This window comes from Thalassospira profundimaris, assembly GCF_003326675.1.
GTDB lineage: Bacteria > Pseudomonadota > Alphaproteobacteria > Rhodospirillales > Thalassospiraceae > Thalassospira > Thalassospira aquimaris.
In genome coordinates this window covers 454,124-472,762 of record NZ_JPWF01000002.1, presented here as the reverse complement: position 1 = coordinate 472,762, position 18,639 = coordinate 454,124, and the positions used below count along the sequence as shown (strand labels likewise).

The following is an 18,639-nucleotide window of genomic DNA, read 5'->3' as shown; positions in this document are numbered from 1 at the left end:
TTCGCCTTAGGTGCCGATGTTGTATTTACGGAGTTTATTGGCAATTGATGTGTGCGAAACACCCAGTCGTTCTGCCAATTTGCGCGAGCTTGGATAATCCGGGTAAAGCCGTACCAGCATTTCACGTTCCAAAAGATCAAGCCCGGCATTGAAGTCATCCTGCGCCAAGGCCCGGGTGATCAGGTCGGGGCCGCTGGACGGGGTGGTTTGGGCGTCGGATGGATTGGGGTTTTCCGATGCTGCGGCCATGTCGGGTGTTGTTGTGGTGCCGGTTGCGGCACTGGTCAGATCGCGGGCGCCAAGGATATCACCATCGAGCAGGGCGACAGCACGAAACAGGGTGTTTTCGAGTTCACGCACATTGCCCGGCCAGTCATGGGCGCGCAGCCAGTCAAGTCCGTCCTTGGCAAGATGCGGGGTCGGGCGTTCGGTTTGCTGGGCGGTGCGGGCCATGAAGAATTTGGCAAGATCGTCGATATCCTCGACCCTTTCGCGCAAGGGCGGCAGGGTGATGCCAAGGACATTGAGGCGGAAATAAAGATCCTCGCGGAAGGTACCGTCATGGGACATGGTTTCCAGATCGCGATTGGTCGCACTGATGATGCGGACATCGACCGTGATTTCATCGGTGCCGCCTACGCGGCGGAAGCGGCCATCTTGCAAAACGCGCAGAAGCTTGGCCTGCAAATACGGGGTCAGTTCGCCGATTTCATCAAGAAACAGCGTGCCGCCATCGGCCAGTTCCAAAAGGCCCGGCTTGCCGCCGCGACGCGCGCTGGTAAATGCACCCGCGGCATAGCCAAACAGTTCGCTTTCGGCCAGGCTTTCGGGCATGGCGGCACAGTTAAGGGCCAGAAACGGTTGATCGGCACGGTTGCTGGCGCGGTGGCAGGCGCGGGCAAAAAGCTCCTTGCCGGTGCCGGTTTCACCAAGGATCAGAAGCGGGGCGTCAATCCCGGCAAGCCGTTGGGCTTGTGATTTTGCGCGGGCCAGGGTGCGGCTGTTGCCGATAATGTCGTCAAACCCGGTGTGGCTGCGATCCTGAAGGGCGGTGATCACCCGGCCCAGCCGTGCCGCCCGGTGAAAGACCATGACGCCGCCCCAGGGTTCGTCATCGGCTGCGTCCGATCCGTCATCGACATGACCAATCGGTTCGACCTGAAGCAAATAGGTTTGCCCGCCAAGTGTGACTTCATGTTCGGGCAGGCGAAAACCGCTTTGGCGTAAATCTTCAATGGATGGTTCGACAAGTATGCTTGAGATATCCTGATCACGCAGTGGTTTTTCGTTGCTGCCTGCAATGGCTTGTGCCGCCGGATTGGCCTGTGCGATCAGGCCATTGGCATCAACGGCAATCACCGGGTCGCCAAGGGCGGCAAGGGTGGCGTGAAGCTGGGCGCGCCTGCGTTCGGTGGGCAGGCGTTCAATCTCTCGGATATCAAGGATGCCGGGGATCTGTTTCAGGGAATGGGCCAAAAGCGGAAAGCGGTCCGGGCGAATGGCCGGGATGTCGGCATAGATATAATGGGTGGTGACTTCGAACGTGCGGATATCCAGACCATGATCGGTCAGGACGTTGATGACATCACGGGTGATGCCCAATCTGTTCTCGCCGCGAATTTCGAACCGCATGTCTGTACCGATAAGTTTACACTGTAACGAAATTTGTACGCGTCCAAGATGCTGATTTCCAGTGTTTTTGCGGATTTAAGTGGTTAAGACAGTTTGCGTGTAAATAATTGTTTACACAAATGGTGTAGTGCATTCGGCCAAAGCCTTGAAAAGTGCGGGTTTTGCAATCTGGCACGCGGATTGCGGAGTGGAGGGCAAGAAACATCTTTTCAGGAGTCTTACCATGTCTGCCAATGACACCCGCCACAGCAATGTTGCCAAAACCGGCTTTGCCACCCGTGCGATCCACCACGGTTATGATCCGCAAAGCCATAATGGCGCGCTGAACCCGCCGGTTTACATGTCTTCGACCTTTGCGTTCGAAACGGCCGAGCAGGGCGGGCGGTTCTTTGCCGGTGACGAGCAGGGCTTTATCTATTCGCGTATTTCCAACCCGACCCTGGATCTTCTGGAAAAACGTCTGGCGGTGCTTGAAGGTGGTGAAGCCGCCCTTGCGACCGCATCGGGCATGGGGGCGATTACCTCGGTCTGCTGGACCTTTATCGAACCGGGCGACGAGATCATCGTTGATCGCACCCTTTATGGCTGCACATTTGCCTATTTCCGGCATGGTCTGGAAAAATTTGGCATCAAGCATACCCATGTCGATCTGACTGATCCGGCGGAGCTTGAAAAGGCGATTTCGGACAAGACCAAGATTGTCTATTTCGAAACACCGGCCAACCCGAATATGCGTCTGGTCGATATCGCCGCAATTTCCGAAATTGCCCATAAACATGGTGCCAAGGTGGTGGTTGATAACACCTATTGCACGCCATATTTGCAGCGCCCGATTGAACTGGGGGCGGATATCGTTGTGCATTCGGCCACCAAATATCTTGGCGGTCATGGTGATCTTATGGCCGGTGCGGTGATCGGTTCGCTTGAAGATATGACGCAGGTGCGTCTGGTCGGTCTTAAGGACATGACCGGCGCGGTATTATCCGCGCAGGATGCCAATCTTGTGATGCGCGGGCTTAAAACGCTTGAACTGCGGATGGAGCGCCATTGCGACAATGCCGAAAAAATCGCAGCGTTTCTGGGGGCCCATCCCAAAGTCGACCGGGTTTACTATCCGGGTCTTGAAAGCTTTGCGCAGCATGATCTGGCGAAAAAGCAGATGGACCGTTTTGGCGGCATGATCGCATTCGAACTTAAAGGCGGGATCGAAGCGGGCCGCAAGTTGATGAATGGTCTTAATATGATCACCCGTGCGGTCAGCCTTGGTGATGCCGAAACCCTGATCCAGCATCCGGCATCCATGACCCATTCGACCTATACCGCCGAAGAACGCGCCGAATATCAGATCACCGACGGTTTGATCCGCCTGTCGGCCGGTCTTGAAAGCATTGATGACATCCTGGCCGATCTTGCCAATGCGCTTGATGGTGGCGAGATGGCGATTGCGGCCGAATAATCCGGCAACACGGATTTCCAGGACAACCTCTGGGGAGGAAGAGAGAGCCGGTCTGTTTTGACAGATCGGCTTTTGACCTGACGCGCATCCCCCACAGCGCCAGAGCCCGGACATAAGGCAGGTTCATGCCGATCGGGTCGTACCCCGCTGGCGCGTCAGGTTTCTCTTTTCGGCTTAAAGCGGGGGTTTAATCAAAAAGTCCGTATTTATTCATGGATTCTTTTGATTTTTCCGACAAATTTTCGTTAGTTCCGAGAATGACGCGAAGTTTTCGCAAATCAATCAGATGAAAAGACGGTGCTGTTTCCGGGTGGTTCTTTAAAAGATAAAACATCAAACCGTTTGAATAGGCCCGTTCCAGTCCGATCTGCACCGCATCGCGTAACTCCGTTTCCTTGGGACTGAAAAAGAAATAGATCGGCTGCGAATAATAAAGCGCAATGCCCGGTGATACCGTGATGTTTGGTGCCTGATCCTTCATCCAGCTCCATTCCCCGATGATCTGCCAGAAGGCGCGGGGATAAAGATCAAACCGTTTGGCATCGAGCATCTTATGCAGGGTCTTGTAACGTCCGTCGGCAACCGTGAAGCCGTTTTCGATCAGGATTTTTGAATCCGGCCAGCCAAGCCCCTGGCCCATCGAAAATTTGCGAAGATCATTGATCGACCTGACCCCATTAAGAGCGGCAAGGTTGTCATCGCGCACCATAAAAAGCCGAAGCCCGGTCGTTCCCAGATAGATCGGGACATAGGCCGCCAGCAATTTGTCTTCGCGATCCTGCGACGTGCCAAAATAGACCGTATTGATCGGATCATTGGCAAGCAGCATCGATACCCGGCGTTCCTCGGTCGGGTAATCCATACAAACCGGCGTGATCTTGATGTCCTTGCCGCTTAATCGTGTGGCAAGGCGCAATAGTTCAACATGATATTCCGAATATTGATCCCACGGTGTGATGCCCTTGCAATAGGCCGACTGCTGATCCATCGGCAGCCTGATCTCTTGCCCGGGTGTTGGTGCAGCGGGTTGTAAGGTGTTTTCATCCGCTTTGACCGGGGCAAACCCCGGCAAAGTACACAGTAAAGCGCAAAACAATATCGTCTGTGCGCTGTGTCTGAATGTGTTGCGGATAGCGGCGATAAAAGCGGAGAAAACCAAGAGAGTTCCGGGATAATAGCGATGTATAGTGCGATATGAGCGCAGGACTATACGGATGGTTTGGTCGCTACACAATCAGACGATCTTCAACCTGCGACCATTCGTTGTGATTGGTGTGCTTTGTGGCAGGGTTATTTGATTGCCTTTGCCTGATGATTGCGTTGATTGCTGCTTCCATATTACGTGGGGGGCATGGCGTATTGCATCTTATTGGTCGTCAAATAAATTGAACTGATTTTGGGTGTTCTCACCTTTTTTATGCGGTCCAATTAGTTCCTCAAGTTCGTCTTCAGAAAGAGGCTCTGATACAGGTCTGCTATTATAGCGAAGCACCCGTAGTACGGTGTTGTGTATCTTTCGATCATCAATCAGATGGTATTTGATTTGCACTCGTAGCCGATCTGCAAAATGGAAATTCAGCATTTCATGTTCTGCAAGGAACCAAAATGAGTCGTCATCAATCGTGAAATAGCGATCATGGCCGTCTGAGTCCTTGCCCTTCCAGTGCCTTTTGCTATCACTTTTTGCCCAGTTAGGTGATGAAACGATAATTGTCGTCGTTTCGACATGCCACGGCAGTTCGTCTTCTTCCTCAACTTTGGGAGGGATTACTGTTTGCAATTCAATAAATGCGGATCGAGGGACTTCGAAGTCTTCGGTATCGGCAAAGCTGACTCCTGAAATCTCGTGATGTTCGAGACATGCTATATAAAATGCGTTCCGCGCGGCGAATGCCTCCCGGAACATCTCGGTCGAGATATTGCTTTCGATCAATTCTTTCGTTGGCCTTTGCATGAAGGTACTTGTCGCAGCAGCCAACATCTTGGCAACAGCTCTACATTCCTGACTGCGAATGAACGAGGTTTGCTCCTCCTCTGGTTCATCTGCGATTGCCTCGGACGAGAATAGATTGCGTAGCTCTTGGCCTGCCAATTCGCCCCACTCATTGGGGTTTCGATTAGTCAGCCCCTCTATCAACCCTGATGTAAAATCGGTTGCAAGAGCAGGAAGTAGCGCGGCACCGACGGAGATCACAATTATTTTTAGCTTGCTGCGGAAGGAGCCTACTTCCGGTGGTAAAACAATAAGAGAGTATTCCACACTGCCATTGAAGATTTGATCAATTAAAGATTCAATGACTTCCTCTGCTGCGGAAGCCGTTTCTACGAATGTTTTAAGGGGTAATCCGTGCGCGGGAATATCAAAGTGAATTGCAATGTTGCTAGACTGAAGTATCTCGGTATTCATTGGGACTCCAAATCCATACTAGGCAATGCATATATTGCTATTATTTCAAGTTTTCGTGTCAATTAAAAGTTGTTGTGAGCTTTCAAGTTTTAGAAAGAATGGTTGAGAAACTTCGCTGGGCGAATCGCCCCTTCCATATAGGAGTTTCAAAACCGCGAAATATTGTTTCAGACGGGAAATTCGAAGGTTCGAGCGGGATTGTCGCAGGCGATTCCACATTTGAAGCAAATGTGACGAATCTTGTGTGAAATGCATGTGTCATCCCTTGATTTCCGTAATAGGCGCCTAAAAATCGGTAATCCAATACCGGAATATCACGGGCCCAAAGAGGCGCCCGAAAGAGACCCGGAAGATCAGGCGTGAAAAGGGATCAGGAATATGTCAGCACAGGATGCCGCCCCGGAAATCGGCGAAATTATCGAAGCAACCAGCACCGGCAATGTCAAAGCCGAAGACCTTGAGATGCTTGGTCAGATCGAAAAGAAGGTGCGCTGGCTGTCAAGCTGGACGATCCATAATGCCAACCATCTGCGTCCGAAACGCGACGGCATCAAGGTTGGCGGCCATCAGGCAAGCTGTGCTTCCATGACCACGCTTATGACGGCGCTTTATTTCAATGTTCTGCGTCCGCAGGACCGGGTTGCCGTCAAGCCGCATGCAAGCCCCGTTTTCCATGCAATCAATTACCTGTTCGGTCGTCAGACCAAGGAAAAGCTTGAAAACTTCCGTTCGTTCGGTGGCGCGCAGTCCTATCCGTCGCGCACCAAGGACGGGGATCAGGTTGATTTTTCCACCGGCTCGGTCGGGCTTGGTGCGGCGGTGACCAACTTCGCGGCCCTGACGCAGGATTACCTGCGTTACAAGGATATGCTGCCCAAGGGTGAAAAGCCCGGTCGCATGGTTGCCCTTGTTGGTGACGCCGAACTTGATGAAGGCAATATCTATGAGGCGCTTCTGGATACCTGGAAGCATGACATTCGCAATGTCTGGTGGGTGATCGATTATAACCGCCAAAGCCTTGATGGCATGATTGATGCGCATCTGTTCCGGGTTATTGGCCGGTTCTTCCGTGCGGTTGGCTGGAACGTGATCACCATCAAATATGGCCGCAAGCTTCATGATGCCTTTGCCAAGCCGGGTGGTAAGTCGCTTAAGAAATGGCTGAATGATGCGCCAAACGATATCTATTCGGCCCTGACTTTCCAGGGCGGGGGGGCGTGGCGCAAACAGATATTGTCCGATATGCCCGGCGATAATGCATTGGTAAGCCTGCTTGGCGATTATGACGATGATGCCCTGCATGATCTGATGACCAATCTGGGCGGGCATTGCATGGAGGCGGTTCTGAATGCCTTTGATGCGGTCCCCAATGACAAGCCGACAGTGTTTATTGCCTATACCGTCAAGGGCTATGCCACGCCGCTTCAGGGTCATAAGGACAACCATGCGGGCTTGATGAATATCCCGCAGATGGATGCCTTCAAGCTTCAGAACAAAATTGCCGACGGGCAGGAATGGGATATGGCGGCGGGCCTTGATGTCAGTGCCGAGCGTGTCCGCGATTATATTGCCAATGCGCCGTTCAATGACCGTGCCCCGCGTCATAAAATGGCCGAGGTCATCGCCATTCCTGAAATGCCCTATGCGCGGGTGGAAACATCCAGCACGCAGGAAGTATTTGGCAAAATCCTGAATGAACTGGCGAAGATGAAAGATAGCGATCTTTCGGATCGCATCGTGACCACATCGCCCGACGTGACGGTGTCGACCAACCTTGGCGGCTTTGTGAACCAGCGCGGTCTGTTTGGTCGCGAAGAACTGGCCGATGAATTCCGCGAACGCAAGGTGCCCTCGGCCCAGAAATGGATCAGATCACCGCAGGGCCAGCATGTTGAACTCGGCATTGCCGAGAACAACCTGTTTTTGAATCTGGCGGCCCTTGGCCTGTCGCACAGCCTGTTCGGGCAACGGTTATTCCCGATTGGCACCCTTTATGATCCGTTCATTGCGCGTGGTCTGGATGCGCTTAATTATGCCTGTTATCAGGATGCGCGGTTCATGGTTGTGGCAACGCCAAGCGGCATTACCCTTGCCCCGGAAGGGGGCGCGCATCAGTCGATCTCGACCCCGATGATCGGCATGGGGCAGCCCGGCCTGACCAGCTTTGAGCCAAGCTTTGGTGATGAGCTTGCCACCATCATGGGCTGGTCATTTGATCATTTGCAGGCACCCAAGGGCGGATCGGTTTATTTGCGCCTGTCGACCAAGCCGCTGGCACAGCCCGAACGTGATCTTTCCGATGCCACCAAATCGGAAATCGTTTCCGGTGGCTATTGGCTGCGTGAACCGGGCAAGGATTGCAAAATGGTCATCGCTTATTGCGGGGCGATGGCGCCCGAGGCAATTGTCGCCTGGGAAAAGCTTTCCGAAGATCATCCGGGCTTGGGCCTTTTGGCCGTGACCTCCACCGACCGGCTTTACAATGAATGGCAGGATCTGGAACGCGCGCGCCTTGAAGGCAAGGCAAAGGGCGAAATGTCGCATGTTGAAAACCTGCTTAAACCGCTGGCATCCGATGCCCGCCTTGTCACGGTGATTGATGGTCATCCTGCCGCCCTTGCCTGGCTTGGTTCGGTCCGTGGTCATGCGGTTGCACCGCTTGGTGTGAACGGTTTTGGCCAGTGCGGCGACAGCATCGCGCTATATGATCACTACCAGATCGGCACCGATGCGATCCTGCGGGCGGCAAGGCGTTGGGATTAATTTGTGTAGTTTAGTGAGGGCGGGTAGCCCTCACTAACCCTTTATTGACGGCATTCATCGAGCACTTGTTGTGCAACTTTTGCGGGAATAAGTATATCCCAACCGGCAGAGTTGTTTATGGCTTTTATAGTACAGTTGAGTTTCTGACGTTCATTCAAGTCGGTTCTTACTAAAGTAGTATGCGCATCAGCAGTAAATCCCCAAGATAATCCGCTGATGAAAGCTGCGGCCAGGCAGAAGATGGAGACGCAGAAACCATTCCTAGCTTTAGATAGTCTTGTCTTGCTGCTGTAAAGCATGAATGCAGAACTAGCTGCAAGTGCGGTAGCTAATAAACTAGGTACCAATGCATGGGAAAAAAAGAACGGCTCTATAATCGGTATTGGAAAGTGTTGCGTCTGCAAAATAGGCTAAGCACGTTATGCTGATGCCTAGGAGTACGAGTATTCCATTCTTATGGTATGAGTTCCAGTTTGCACCTGTAAACATTGTTTTCTCCTTCGATAATCAGATATTGAAATATTTGACTGATACTAACAAAAGCGTGATCCAAATTATCAATGACGTGCTAAAGGCAATGTATAAAGGTTCATACTGAGCAAATGTGAAAATGCCGTGGTGATGCCAATCAGAGGTGACTAGTTGATCGGTTCATGGCCATGCGGTGGCGCCGCTTGGCGTGAACGGTTTTGGCCAGTGCGGCGATAGCATCGCGCTTTATGATCATTACCAGATCGGTGCCGATGCGATCCTGCGTGCGGCGAAGCGCTGGGATTGATTTGCGCGTAAATATTGCACGTGAGGATAATGGGGGCAACTTGTCCTCCCATTTGCGATTGGAATGTCGTGAGAGAGATTGACCAAGCAGATGATTCAAAGTACGTAAAGCAAACGCAATTTATAAAAATTAAACACTGTTTTTGCGTTCAATATTGAACGTATTTGTGAAACGTACCAATGAAACATAATTACATTCGCGGGCTTTTGCCTGCGATGCCCTTTGATACACCGTTCGAGGTTGTTCGTGCCGGTGTTGGTGCATTGATCGGTTTGGGGGTGGCAGGATTTCTGCTGTCCTTGTTTGATTTGCAAGGGATGGGGCTGTATCTGATTGCGCCATTCGGAGCGTCATCCGTACTGCTGTTTGCTGTGCCCAACAGTCCGTTGGCCCAGCCTTGGTCTGCGATTGTCGGTAATTCGATTGCGGCATTTGTCGGGATCGCGGTTTGTCTGGTGATTGATGATGTGGTTCTGTCGGTGGCATTGGCCGTCGGGCTTGCCATTTCGGCAATGATTCTGGTGCGTGCGGTCCATCCGCCGGGCGGGGCGGTTGCGATGGTTGCGGCACTCAGCCCGGATATCGCAAGCGAGATGGGGTTTCAGTTCGTCCTGACGCCGGTGGCGGCGATTACCGTTGTGCTGGTTCTGATTGCGATGGCCTATGCCCGCATGACAGGGCGGACATATCCGCTTCGGCATTTTGATGACAAAAGCATTCATCAGACATCCGACCGCCCGCCGATTGAGCGCCTTGGGCTGGACGAGGATGAACTTAATGCCATCCTGCAACAATATCGCCAGTCTCTTAATCTTGGTGTCGAGGATTTGGCACGCCTGATCGGGGCCGCAGAATTGCAGGTCGCGTCCCATCGTACGGGTCCGTTAACCACGGGCGATATCATGTCGCGTGATCTGGTGACGGTCAGTGCCGATACTGCCCTTGGCGAGGTTGCCGATCTGTTTCGTCGGCACAGTTTTACCTCGCTCCCGGTGGTGGATGGCAGCGGGCAGTATCTTGGTGTGATTTTCCAGATCCATCTGATCCGGCGGGCGCGTGAAGATGCGTTACGGCTTGATCGTGGCTTGATGGCGGCAATGGCGCGCCTGATGGATCGAAAACGCAGCGTGCCGGTACGCGCCATTGAAATCATGTCAGTGACCGAACCGCGTGCGACGGCAAGTACGCCGATTGCGGCTTTGTTGCCTCTGATGGCGGATGGGGCCTGTGATGCGGTGCCAGTGGTTGAAAATAGCAAGATCATCGGTATTGTTACCCGTACCGATCTGATTGCTGCCCTTGCCCATGCGGGACTCAGCAACAGTTAAGCCCCACCACAGTTCAGTTCATCGAACTGAATGTGTTTACAGAGTTGGAAGCCCCTATGACCGATACCGTCACCCTATCGATTGAACAGGCCGAAAAACTTGGTCTTGCCGTGCTTGAAGACAACGGGTTTGGCAACGCACATGCAAGTGCCATTGTGCGCAGTGTTGTCACCGCACAGATTGACGAATGCCATTCCCACGGATTGTATCGACTTATCGGGTGCGTGCAGACCGCGCGCAATGGCGGGCTTGATACCCATGTGCTGCCGGAAGTCATCGATCAGGCCCCGGCGATCACGCGCATCAATGCGCATAAGGGCTGTTCGCTTTTATCGTTTGAAACAGGCTTGCCTTATCTGGTTGAAAAAGCGCGCCATTGCGGGATTTCGGTTCTGGCGATCAATAACAGTTTCCATTTCTCGGCCCTGTGGCCGGAAGTTGAACAGATCTCCGCCCAAGGGCTGGTGGGTTTGGCGATGACGCCGACCCATGCCTTTGTCGCGCCCGCAGGTGGTGCAAAGCCGCTTTTGGGAACCAACCCGATTGCCTTTTCATGGCCGCGACCGGGCAAGAAGCCCTATACGTTTGATTTCGCGACCAGCGTCATTGCACGCGGTGAGATCGAACTGCATCGCCGGGCGGGCAAGGAGATTCCGCAAGGCTGGGCGATTGATGAAGATGGCCAGCCGACCACGGACGCCACCAAGGCACTGGAAGGGGCGATGCTGACATTTGGCGGGCACAAGGGCTCCGCCCTTTCGACCATGATCGGTTTGCTGGCCGGGCCGCTGATTGGTGATGTGCTGGGCCATGAAACCCATGCCGCGTCCGAAGATGCACCGGGCAATCCGCATCACGGCGAGATCATTATCGCCTTTTCCCCGGAAACCTTCCTTGGTGCGGAGGCGCAAAAGCATCTTGATCATGCCGAAGAACTGTTTGAACGCATCATCGCACAGGGGGCCCGCCTGCCATCACAACGCCGGTTCGAGGCCCGCGAACGCAGCCGTCAAAACGGGGTAACGATCCCCAAGGCCCTGCATGACGAGCTGGTTGCGCTGACCAAGGCGGGCTGACTTCGTGCTTTGGTAAATGTCAGTTGTCGGAAAAGTCGGTGTCGGCAATAAGATCAGCAACCTTTTGGTCAAGGTTGGGCAGATCGCGCTGGATTGTGTTCCAAACGATTTCCATGTCGACTTTGAAATAGCCATGCGCCAGCGCATTTCGCATGTCATAGGCAAATGCAAATGGGATGTTGGAATTGGCTGTTGCGATCTCAGGAAAGTTTCGCGTTATGTTTCGCGAAGCTTCGCCAATGATCTCCAGATTGCGGATGACGGCGTCCTGCAAAAGCTGATCAGAGAAGAACCGGGTTTCGTCATGGTCACTGGTATATTGTTCGATGCGCGCAATAGATTCTCGGATATGGAGAAGATAATCCCGAAGCCGCGTTTTGCTATACGTCATATTGGTCTTGCTTCTTGCAGGACTTTTTGACGGAAAGAATCCGGCAACGCATTGGGAGTTAATACATCGACTTCAACGCCAAGCAGTGAGCGCAGTTCGCAACGGATGGCGCCAATATCAAGCATGGTTGTCAAAGGTGTTGGGTCAATCAGGATATCAAGATCGCTGTTGATGCCGTCATTGCCATGCAAAGCAGAGCCAAATACACGTGCATTGCTTGCATGGTGTTGTTCAACAACTTTGCGGATGGCTTCCTTGTGGCGTTCAAGTGCTGCTGACGGCGTCATCACTTTTCTCTGTGCGGTGCATGAACTGTGTGAAGTATAGCTTTGATCAGGGGCGTGCGCCAGTGATGGTGGAAGGTTGTTCGTCGTTGGGGGGGCGTTACTGGAAAAACGCCTGCTTGATGCCATCAATGATGAACTGAACCGCAAGGGCCGCAAGGATCATGCCGAGCAGGCGCGATACCACAGTGGCGACCGTCGGGCTGAGGCGTTTGGCGACGATGTTCGATGCCAGGAAGAAGACAAAGGCGATGGCCATTACAACGGCGACCACGCCAATCACGCTGGCCTGCATGGCGATATTGTCTTCGAATTTGCCCATCAACAGCATGACCGAGGCGATGGCGCCGGGACCTGAGAGGAACGGGATCGACATCGGGAAGATCGAAATATCGTCTGCTTCGTGATCCGGGATTGTGGGCCCGGGTGCAGTGGCGTTTGCGGTGGGGGATGATTTCGTCTTTTCAGCCTTTTCGGCTTCGTGGTCTTCTTCGAGTTCCTGATGAACCTGTTCGGCGCGCTGGTTACGTTTCTGGCTGCGTTTTTCAAACAGCATTTCAAGCGCGATCAGGAACAGAAGCGTTCCGCCAGCGATGCGGAAGGCTGGCATATGGATGCCGAAAATGCCCAGCAATCCCTCGCCGATCAGGGCAAAGGCGGCAAGGATGAAAAAGCTGGTCAGGCAAGCGCGGATCGCCATGCGACGACGATGGGCAGCACTGGTGCCTTGGGTCAGGACAATGAAAACCGGAACCAGACCCAGCGGGTCAATAATCACAAAAAGCGTGACAAAGACCGGGATCAGATCATTGAGCATGTCAAAGCTTGGCATCGGTTTTCCCTGAAAAAGACGGTTAATCGGCTGCGGGCATTGTCATGATGGACCCGGGACGGGGTCATGTATCGGTCTTAGTCTGACAGGTAAATGGTCAAGTTGGGAATTGTTTTGTCTTTTGACAGATCAGGCAACGTGATCTAGCGCCGCTTGCCACGATTACGCCCGTAACGACCGCTGCTTTCGGGCCAGTCAACATAGTCGGCGGGCTTTTTACGGACCCATGCGATGAATTTAAGGATGTCCGGGTGGGTTTTGAGCTTTGCGGGATCATCGTAATCGCGTGCAAGCGTGGCTTCATCAAGCAGGCGGTGAATCATGCGATGACAGACGCGGTGCAGCCATTGGGTCTCGGTTCCACCCTTTGATTTCGGGCGCCAGTGATGGCGATCAACACTGGCGCCAGCGATCATTGGACGTTCACAGATCGGGCACGGGCCAAGATCAGTTCCGTTTTTATCAGGGGGTGGCAACATGGTCTGTTACGGGTTGGGCATATTGCGGTTTTCAAAGAATTTCTGCCATGTGCCGGGTTTAAGCGCGCGAAGCGCCTTGATCCGGGCGGTGACAGATGGATGGGTATCAAGCAGGCTGGGGGGCTGGGTGCTGCGATAGGGGATGACGCCCAAGCGTTTGCGATTGATCTGATCGATATGAAGCAGGGCATCAATCATGTCTTCGGGGCCGTTTAACAAATCACTTGCCCCGTGATCGGCGGCAAATTCCCGGTCGCGAATGACCGCACGTTGCAGCAAAAAACTGATTGTCGGCACCGCGCCAAACAGCACGACCATCCATGCAGGCGGATTGAAGTCGCCAAAGATAAAGATCGCCAGTCCAAACAGGGCAATGGTCCATGTGGCGCGATAAAGGACATCGGTGATCAAAAGGATGCGGGTGTCGCCGTGCCATGCATGGGCGATTTCATGGGCAAGGATCGCCCGCATCTGTCGCGGTGACAGGTTGTGCAGGGCGTCATCGGAAATTGCGATTGTGGTGTTGTCATCCGTGCCGGTGGTGATCGCATTGGCGCCCTTGCCCGGCAGGATGAACAGTTTGGGATCATGGCCAAGTCCGGCGCGTTCACACAGTAAATGAACCATTTCATGAATGGCGGGATGATCACGGGCCAAAAGCGGTCGGGCACGCAGGATTTTCATCAGGATTTCCGGCGAGATCATCGGGGTCAGTGCCAGCATCAGGGCAACTGCAATTCCGGCCGAAATCATCATGGATATGCCGCCAAGCATCCAGGCGCAGGCCGCAAGAACACCAATCATGCAGGCCATCAGGCCGCCTGCATGGGAAATTCCGCCCGGTTCAAGGGCAAGAAAGCGTTGAATGAATGCCGGAAGTTGCGGGCTGTTATTTGTCATATCCGATCCGCAGGTTGCATTTCAAAATGGTGCATGTCGGTTCCCCGGAGATAGGGACGAAAGGGGTCCTTGCGCAATTCAAGCCGGGCGCACCAATTAAAACATAACGATGGCAAATGGTTGGCGCATGGGAAAAGGATTGCACTGCTTGCCCGTTTACTCAAGGGATGAACGCAGACCTATACCGTTAAGATGTGCGTCAGTTCGATGATAAGGCGATGAATTACGGGGATTTGTGGCGTGATTTTAACACATCCTTATATATTCCAACTGAATAGTGGCAGTATGCCATCGGCTAGGTTGCCCGTCGCAGCATTGTTGCGCGGAGCGTTTGCCATGCGTGAAAGCAAGATGCCAAAGTTTGGCGTCATGGTATGATGAAGCGATTGCCAATGGTGGCAAAACGGAAGGATTGAATGGGTCTACTCGACAAAATCCGGCCAACCCGCAAAGCGGATGCGGGACGTGAGGGGGATCGCACCCCGCTTGAACGGATGTTCTGGCGGTCGATCGCGCTCGTGGGCGGATTCTCGATGGTGATCAACCTTCTGAATATGGTGATCCCGATCTATTCGATGCAGGTCTTTGACCGCGTCCTTTCCAGCCGTTCGGTAGATACGCTTGCGCTTTTGACGCTGGGGATCGGGCTTGTCCTGCTTTTCATTGCATCGATGGAACAGTTGCGTTCGCGGGTTCTGATCCGGGTGGGAACAGCACTTGACCTGCGTCTGGGCGGCGAACTTTTTGCCCATGTCGTTCAGCAATCGGCACGCGGTGCGCCGATGCGTCAGCGGCCTTTGCGCGATCTTTATGGTCTGCGCGGCTTTTTGACCGGAAGCGGGCCCTTTGCCCTGATCGATTTCATGTGGGCGCCGGTCTATATCGGGGTGGTGTTTATCTTTGATACCCGTCTTGGTCTTGTGGCCTGTGGCGGGGCGGTGTTGCTGATTGCGATTGCTGTTGCCAACGAGGCGGCGGCCAAGATTTCTGTCGACCGATCCGAAGAAAGCCAGAACCGCGGGATCGCGCAGGAAGAAACCTATGTCCGCAATGCCGAGGCGATGGAAGCCATGGGCATGACCCAGTCAGCGCGCCAGCGCTGGCAGGCGGACCAGTCGGATTCCCTTTACTGGGAAGGTCAGGCCAGCCGCCGGGTGGGCACATCGACCACACTTTCGCATTTCATCCGACTTGCGATGCAGGTGTGCTTTATCGGGGTTGGTGCCTATCTGGTCCTGTCGGAAAGCATTACCATCGGGATCATGGTCGCATCGATGATCCTTGGCATGCGCGGGCTTGCCCCCTTTGACGGGGCGGTGAATGCCTGGCGCAGCTGGAACGCGGCGCGCAGTTCGTTTGAGCGTCTGAACAAGATCTTGCTTGATAAGCGCCAGACGGTTCCGGCCCCGCTGCCGCGAGGGCGTGGTATGGCCGTCAGTGTGGATCGTCTGGTCTTTGCACCGCCAAACAGTCGCAATGTTCTTTTCAAAGGATTCTCGTTCAAGGCCGGACCCGGACAGATCATTTCGATTGCCGGGTTTAATGGCGTTGGCAAAACCGCGCTTTTGAAGCTGATTATGGGGATATGGTTGCCCGGTTCCGGGTCGGTGAAGCTTGATGATGTTGAAGCATCACGTGTTGATCGCGCTGATATCGGCGCGCAGATCGGCTATCTGGCGCAGAACCCGTTCCTGTTCCCCGGAACGATTGCGGAAAACATTGCCCGTCTTGGCAATGCCGAGATGCGCGACATTATCCAGGCCGCAGAATTGGCCGGGGCGCATCAGTTTATCCTTGATCTTCCAGATGGTTATGACACGCGTGTCGATCGAGGTGGACGGAACCTTTCGGGTGGGCAGCGCCAGTTGATCGCGTTGGCCGCGGCCCTGTTTTCCAGACCGCGCATGTTGCTTTTGGACGAGCCGACAACCGCCCTTGATGATATCGGGGTGTCCCATATCAGCGATCTGATTGATGTGTTGCGCAAGAACGGCATCACGACCTTTATCGTCAGTCATGAGCGCGCCATTCTTGCCCGCGCCGATGCCATTCTGGCGCTTGCGGATGGTCAAATTCAGGTGGTGCCCGTCAAAAACGCGCCAAAGCTTCCGCCCGGCAAGCCGACGGTTCAAGTCGAAGATATTGCCCGTGGTCTGCCGCCCGCCGCCCGCCCGGCGGCCGTGCCGGAACAGGCCGCAGTGGCAGCAGATGCAAGTGCCGCAGAAAATGTCGACGGGCAAATGCGCATCACACCCAAACAGATCGAAGTCCCCAATCCCGAGGCACCGCGCCCGATTGTCGAAAAGAATTCGGCCATGGGGCAGCATCCCGCCAGTGTTATGGATATGCTTGATCTGGAAGAAGACGAAATACCCGAGATCGAGGACTTTGGGCTTGCAGGTGAAACCGGCTCCGGTCGGGTGCAGGCCGCGAAGGCAGCGGCAGGCATCAAGCCGGAAATGAAGCCGCAACCCACGCCGGGCGGAACAATGATGACGATGCGTCCGGTGACGCCAAAGGTTGAAGAACCTGCGCCGGTTAAGAAATCTGTCAGCTGGTCCGATGAAGAAAAGCCGCAAAAGACCGAGCGTCCGCGTGTAAAGGCCGCCGCAAAACCGCAACCGGAACGAAAGAAAACCGAGGCCCGCAAGGTCCCGGCACCCAAGCGTCAATTGACCGACGCCCAGGCCGCGGCAAAGGCACGCGAAGACGCCGCCATGCGGATGCGCAAGGTGCGTGAAGATGCCGAGCGTGCGGCTGCTGAACGTGCTGCGGCACGTCGGGCGCAGGCCAAAACGGCACCTTCGGGCGATGTTCCACAGCGGGGGCGGCCGCAGTTGCGTGTTGTTGAGGGATCAGCTGAACGTCGACGGGGTGGTGCCTGATGTCAGGAGTGCAATTACCAACCGCCCGTCAACTTGATACCGACGTCAAGCCGTTGGTAAGGCTTGGTCTGTTGATTCTTGTTCTTGGATTTGGATCGGTGTTTCTTTGGGCGGCAACGGCCGAGGTCAATTCTGCGGCAACTGCAAGTGGCGTGGTTGCGCCGTTTTCCGGCCGACAGAGTGTGCAGCATCTTGAAGGCGGCATCATTCGCGAAATTCTGGTGCGCAATGGCGCGCGGGTGAAGGCGGGTGATGTTTTGATCAAACTTGATGATACGCGGTCCCGCGCCAGTTTTGATCTTCTCAACAACCGTTATCTGAATTCGCTGGCGACCCAGACGCGCCTGATCGCCGAACGTGAACAAAAAGATGATCTGGTGTTCCCGGCAGTGCTGAATGATGCGCGCTATTTCTCGATCACGGACTCGCAGCGGACCCTGTTTGAAAGCCGCCGCAGTGCTTTCAAGGGCGAGGTCGATCTTTATGACGAGCGGATCAAGGAATTGCGCCGCGAAATCGTTGGGACCCGCGAGCAGAAAACAGCGTCAGAGCAACAGGTGGGCATCGTCAAGGAAGAGCTGGCGATGGTCAAACCGATGGTCGAGCTTGGCTATGCCAGACGGACAAGGTTGCTTCAGCTTGAAAGCCGCTTGGTCGAAACGCTTGGTAATATCGGGCGGTATTCCGCCGATATCGCGCGGATCGAACAGCAAATCCAGCAGGTCAAGGCAAGCCAGTCGCAGTTGATGCGCGACCATCTTCAGTCGATCAATACCGAATTGCGCGATGTTCAAAGCGAGATTTCAGATCTGAATGAACGGTTGCGTTCGGCGGAAGACGTTTTGGTGCGATCCGACATCAAGGCACCGCGCAACGGCACTGTGACCAACATGCAATTCACCACCGTGGGCGGGGTTATTCCGCCGGGTGCCCAAATTCTGGAAATCGTACCACTTGATGACCGTCTGGTGATCGAGGCAAGGGTTTCGCCCAACGATATCGATGTGGTTTCCACAGGGCTTGGTGTGAATATTCGCGTCACAGCGTTTAGCCAGCGCTGGTTCGCCCCGGTCAAGGGTGTGGTGACCGATGTATCGCCAGATCGCCTTACCGATTCGGAAGGTCGATCCTATTTTCAGGCTATGGTTGAGATCGATGCCGAGAGCCTAGCCGAGCATGAAGGCATGATACTATCCCCTGGTATGCCTGCCCAGTTGGAGATTGTGACGGGTTCCCGCACCATTCTGGCCTACCTGTTTTCCCCGATTACCACCAGTTTCGAGCGGGCTTTCCGCGAACAATAGGCTTCTGCACGTTTTGGTCGATGGTCTGATCTGACCTATACAACCTGACAGAATCTGACAGTTTGTATTTCCGGCTTCCAAATCCCCAAAAAACATGAAAAAAAACTAAAGCAGCTTGATTTTC

At 54.1% G+C, this 18,639-nt stretch carries 14 protein-coding genes; 6 read left to right on the top strand and 8 right to left on the bottom strand.

The annotated features are described in order from the left end of the window. Positions 1–6: 6 nt before the first annotated feature. Positions 7–1,632 carry a sigma 54-interacting transcriptional regulator gene (locus TH19_RS04650; RefSeq protein ID WP_114101154.1) on the bottom strand — a complete coding sequence of 542 codons (1,626 nt, stop codon included), beginning with the start codon at positions 1,630–1,632 and terminating at the stop codon, positions 7–9. 223 nt (positions 1,633–1,855) lie between these two features. Here TH19_RS04650 and TH19_RS04645 point away from each other — a divergent pair, with 223 nt between their 5' ends. Next, on the top strand, positions 1,856–3,088 hold the full coding sequence (locus TH19_RS04645; protein ID WP_114101153.1) for a methionine gamma-lyase: 1,233 nt from the start codon (positions 1,856–1,858) through the stop codon (positions 3,086–3,088). 187 nt (positions 3,089–3,275) lie between these two features. Here the strand turns inward: TH19_RS04645 and TH19_RS04640 are convergent, their stop codons facing one another. Continuing rightward, positions 3,276–4,076, bottom strand: coding sequence for an ABC transporter substrate-binding protein (locus TH19_RS04640; RefSeq protein ID WP_147250711.1), 801 nt, complete (start codon positions 4,074–4,076; stop codon positions 3,276–3,278). A gap of 378 nt (positions 4,077–4,454) precedes the next feature. Beyond that, positions 4,455–5,495, bottom strand: a complete 1,041-nt coding sequence (locus TH19_RS04635; protein WP_114101151.1) for a hypothetical protein — start codon at positions 5,493–5,495, stop codon at positions 4,455–4,457. 378 nt (positions 5,496–5,873) lie between these two features. On the opposite strand from TH19_RS04635, the gene TH19_RS04630 reads away from it, so the two are divergent. The 3 genes from TH19_RS04630 to TH19_RS04620 all read left to right on the top strand — a co-directional run bounded on the left by TH19_RS04630 (position 5,874) and on the right by TH19_RS04620 (position 11,440). After that, positions 5,874–8,258: a transketolase gene (locus TH19_RS04630; protein ID WP_114101150.1), complete on the top strand. Its 2,385-nt coding sequence runs from the start codon at positions 5,874–5,876 to the stop codon at positions 8,256–8,258. Positions 8,259–9,215: 957 nt separating this feature from the next. Beyond that, positions 9,216–10,364 carry an HPP family protein gene (locus tag TH19_RS04625; protein WP_114101149.1) on the top strand — a complete coding sequence of 383 codons (1,149 nt, stop codon included), beginning with the start codon at positions 9,216–9,218 and terminating at the stop codon, positions 10,362–10,364. 56 nt (positions 10,365–10,420) lie between these two features. Next, a complete protein-coding gene (locus tag TH19_RS04620) occupies positions 10,421–11,440 on the top strand; it encodes an Ldh family oxidoreductase (RefSeq protein WP_114101148.1) in 1,020 nt (339 codons plus the stop codon). A gap of 19 nt (positions 11,441–11,459) precedes the next feature. Here the strand turns inward: TH19_RS04620 and TH19_RS04615 are convergent, their stop codons facing one another. The 5 genes from TH19_RS04615 to TH19_RS04595 form a co-directional block, all read right to left on the bottom strand. Then, positions 11,460–11,831, bottom strand: coding sequence for a HepT-like ribonuclease domain-containing protein (locus TH19_RS04615; protein WP_114101147.1), 372 nt, complete (start codon positions 11,829–11,831; stop codon positions 11,460–11,462). Continuing rightward, the gene (locus TH19_RS04610; protein WP_114101146.1) at positions 11,828–12,118 is read right to left on the bottom strand and encodes a nucleotidyltransferase family protein; all 291 of its coding nucleotides are present in this window, start codon (positions 12,116–12,118) and stop codon (positions 11,828–11,830) included. Before TH19_RS04610 ends, TH19_RS04615 begins: the two co-directional genes overlap by 4 nt. A gap of 97 nt (positions 12,119–12,215) precedes the next feature. After that, positions 12,216–12,947 (bottom strand): MarC family protein, encoded by a 732-nt coding sequence (locus TH19_RS04605; protein ID WP_114101145.1) that lies wholly within the window; start codon positions 12,945–12,947, stop codon positions 12,216–12,218. Positions 12,948–13,090: 143 nt separating this feature from the next. Beyond that, on the bottom strand, positions 13,091–13,363 hold the full coding sequence (locus TH19_RS04600) for an HNH endonuclease (protein ID WP_114101144.1): 273 nt from the start codon (positions 13,361–13,363) through the stop codon (positions 13,091–13,093). A 69-nt stretch (positions 13,364–13,432) separates the two neighbouring features. Continuing rightward, entirely contained in the window at positions 13,433–14,326 is an 894-nt protein-coding gene (locus TH19_RS04595) for a M48 family metalloprotease (protein ID WP_114101143.1), read from the bottom strand. 416 nt (positions 14,327–14,742) lie between these two features. On the opposite strand from TH19_RS04595, the gene TH19_RS04590 reads away from it, so the two are divergent. Together TH19_RS04590 and TH19_RS04585 are read left to right on the top strand one after the other, a co-directional pair. Continuing rightward, positions 14,743–17,211 (top strand): type I secretion system permease/ATPase, encoded by a 2,469-nt coding sequence (locus TH19_RS04590; RefSeq protein WP_114101142.1) that lies wholly within the window; start codon positions 14,743–14,745, stop codon positions 17,209–17,211. Continuing rightward, positions 17,211–18,515 carry an HlyD family type I secretion periplasmic adaptor subunit gene (locus tag TH19_RS04585; protein WP_114101141.1) on the top strand — a complete coding sequence of 435 codons (1,305 nt, stop codon included), beginning with the start codon at positions 17,211–17,213 and terminating at the stop codon, positions 18,513–18,515. The genes TH19_RS04590 and TH19_RS04585 overlap by 1 nt, the downstream gene beginning before the upstream one ends. Positions 18,516–18,639 lie beyond the last annotated feature (124 nt).

Bases quoted from the DNA above. Each gene is read 5' to 3' on its own strand.
- TH19_RS04650 (WP_114101154.1), bottom strand. From the start codon at position 1,632: ATGCGGTTCGAAATTCGCGGCGAGAACAGATTGGGCATCACCCGTGAT.
- TH19_RS04645 (WP_114101153.1), top strand. From the start codon at position 1,856: ATGTCTGCCAATGACACCCGCCACAGCAATGTTGCCAAAACCGGCTTT.
- TH19_RS04640 (WP_147250711.1), bottom strand. From the start codon at position 4,076: ATGGATCAGCAGTCGGCCTATTGCAAGGGCATCACACCGTGGGATCAA.
- TH19_RS04635 (WP_114101151.1), bottom strand. From the start codon at position 5,495: ATGAATACCGAGATACTTCAGTCTAGCAACATTGCAATTCACTTTGAT.
- TH19_RS04630 (WP_114101150.1), top strand. From the start codon at position 5,874: ATGTCAGCACAGGATGCCGCCCCGGAAATCGGCGAAATTATCGAAGCA.
- TH19_RS04625 (WP_114101149.1), top strand. From the start codon at position 9,216: ATGAAACATAATTACATTCGCGGGCTTTTGCCTGCGATGCCCTTTGAT.
- TH19_RS04620 (WP_114101148.1), top strand. From the start codon at position 10,421: ATGACCGATACCGTCACCCTATCGATTGAACAGGCCGAAAAACTTGGT.
- TH19_RS04615 (WP_114101147.1), bottom strand. From the start codon at position 11,831: ATGACGTATAGCAAAACGCGGCTTCGGGATTATCTTCTCCATATCCGA.
- TH19_RS04610 (WP_114101146.1), bottom strand. From the start codon at position 12,118: ATGACGCCGTCAGCAGCACTTGAACGCCACAAGGAAGCCATCCGCAAA.
- TH19_RS04605 (WP_114101145.1), bottom strand. From the start codon at position 12,947: ATGCCAAGCTTTGACATGCTCAATGATCTGATCCCGGTCTTTGTCACG.
- TH19_RS04600 (WP_114101144.1), bottom strand. From the start codon at position 13,363: ATGATCGCTGGCGCCAGTGTTGATCGCCATCACTGGCGCCCGAAATCA.
- TH19_RS04595 (WP_114101143.1), bottom strand. From the start codon at position 14,326: ATGACAAATAACAGCCCGCAACTTCCGGCATTCATTCAACGCTTTCTT.
- TH19_RS04590 (WP_114101142.1), top strand. From the start codon at position 14,743: ATGGGTCTACTCGACAAAATCCGGCCAACCCGCAAAGCGGATGCGGGA.
- TH19_RS04585 (WP_114101141.1), top strand. From the start codon at position 17,211: ATGTCAGGAGTGCAATTACCAACCGCCCGTCAACTTGATACCGACGTC.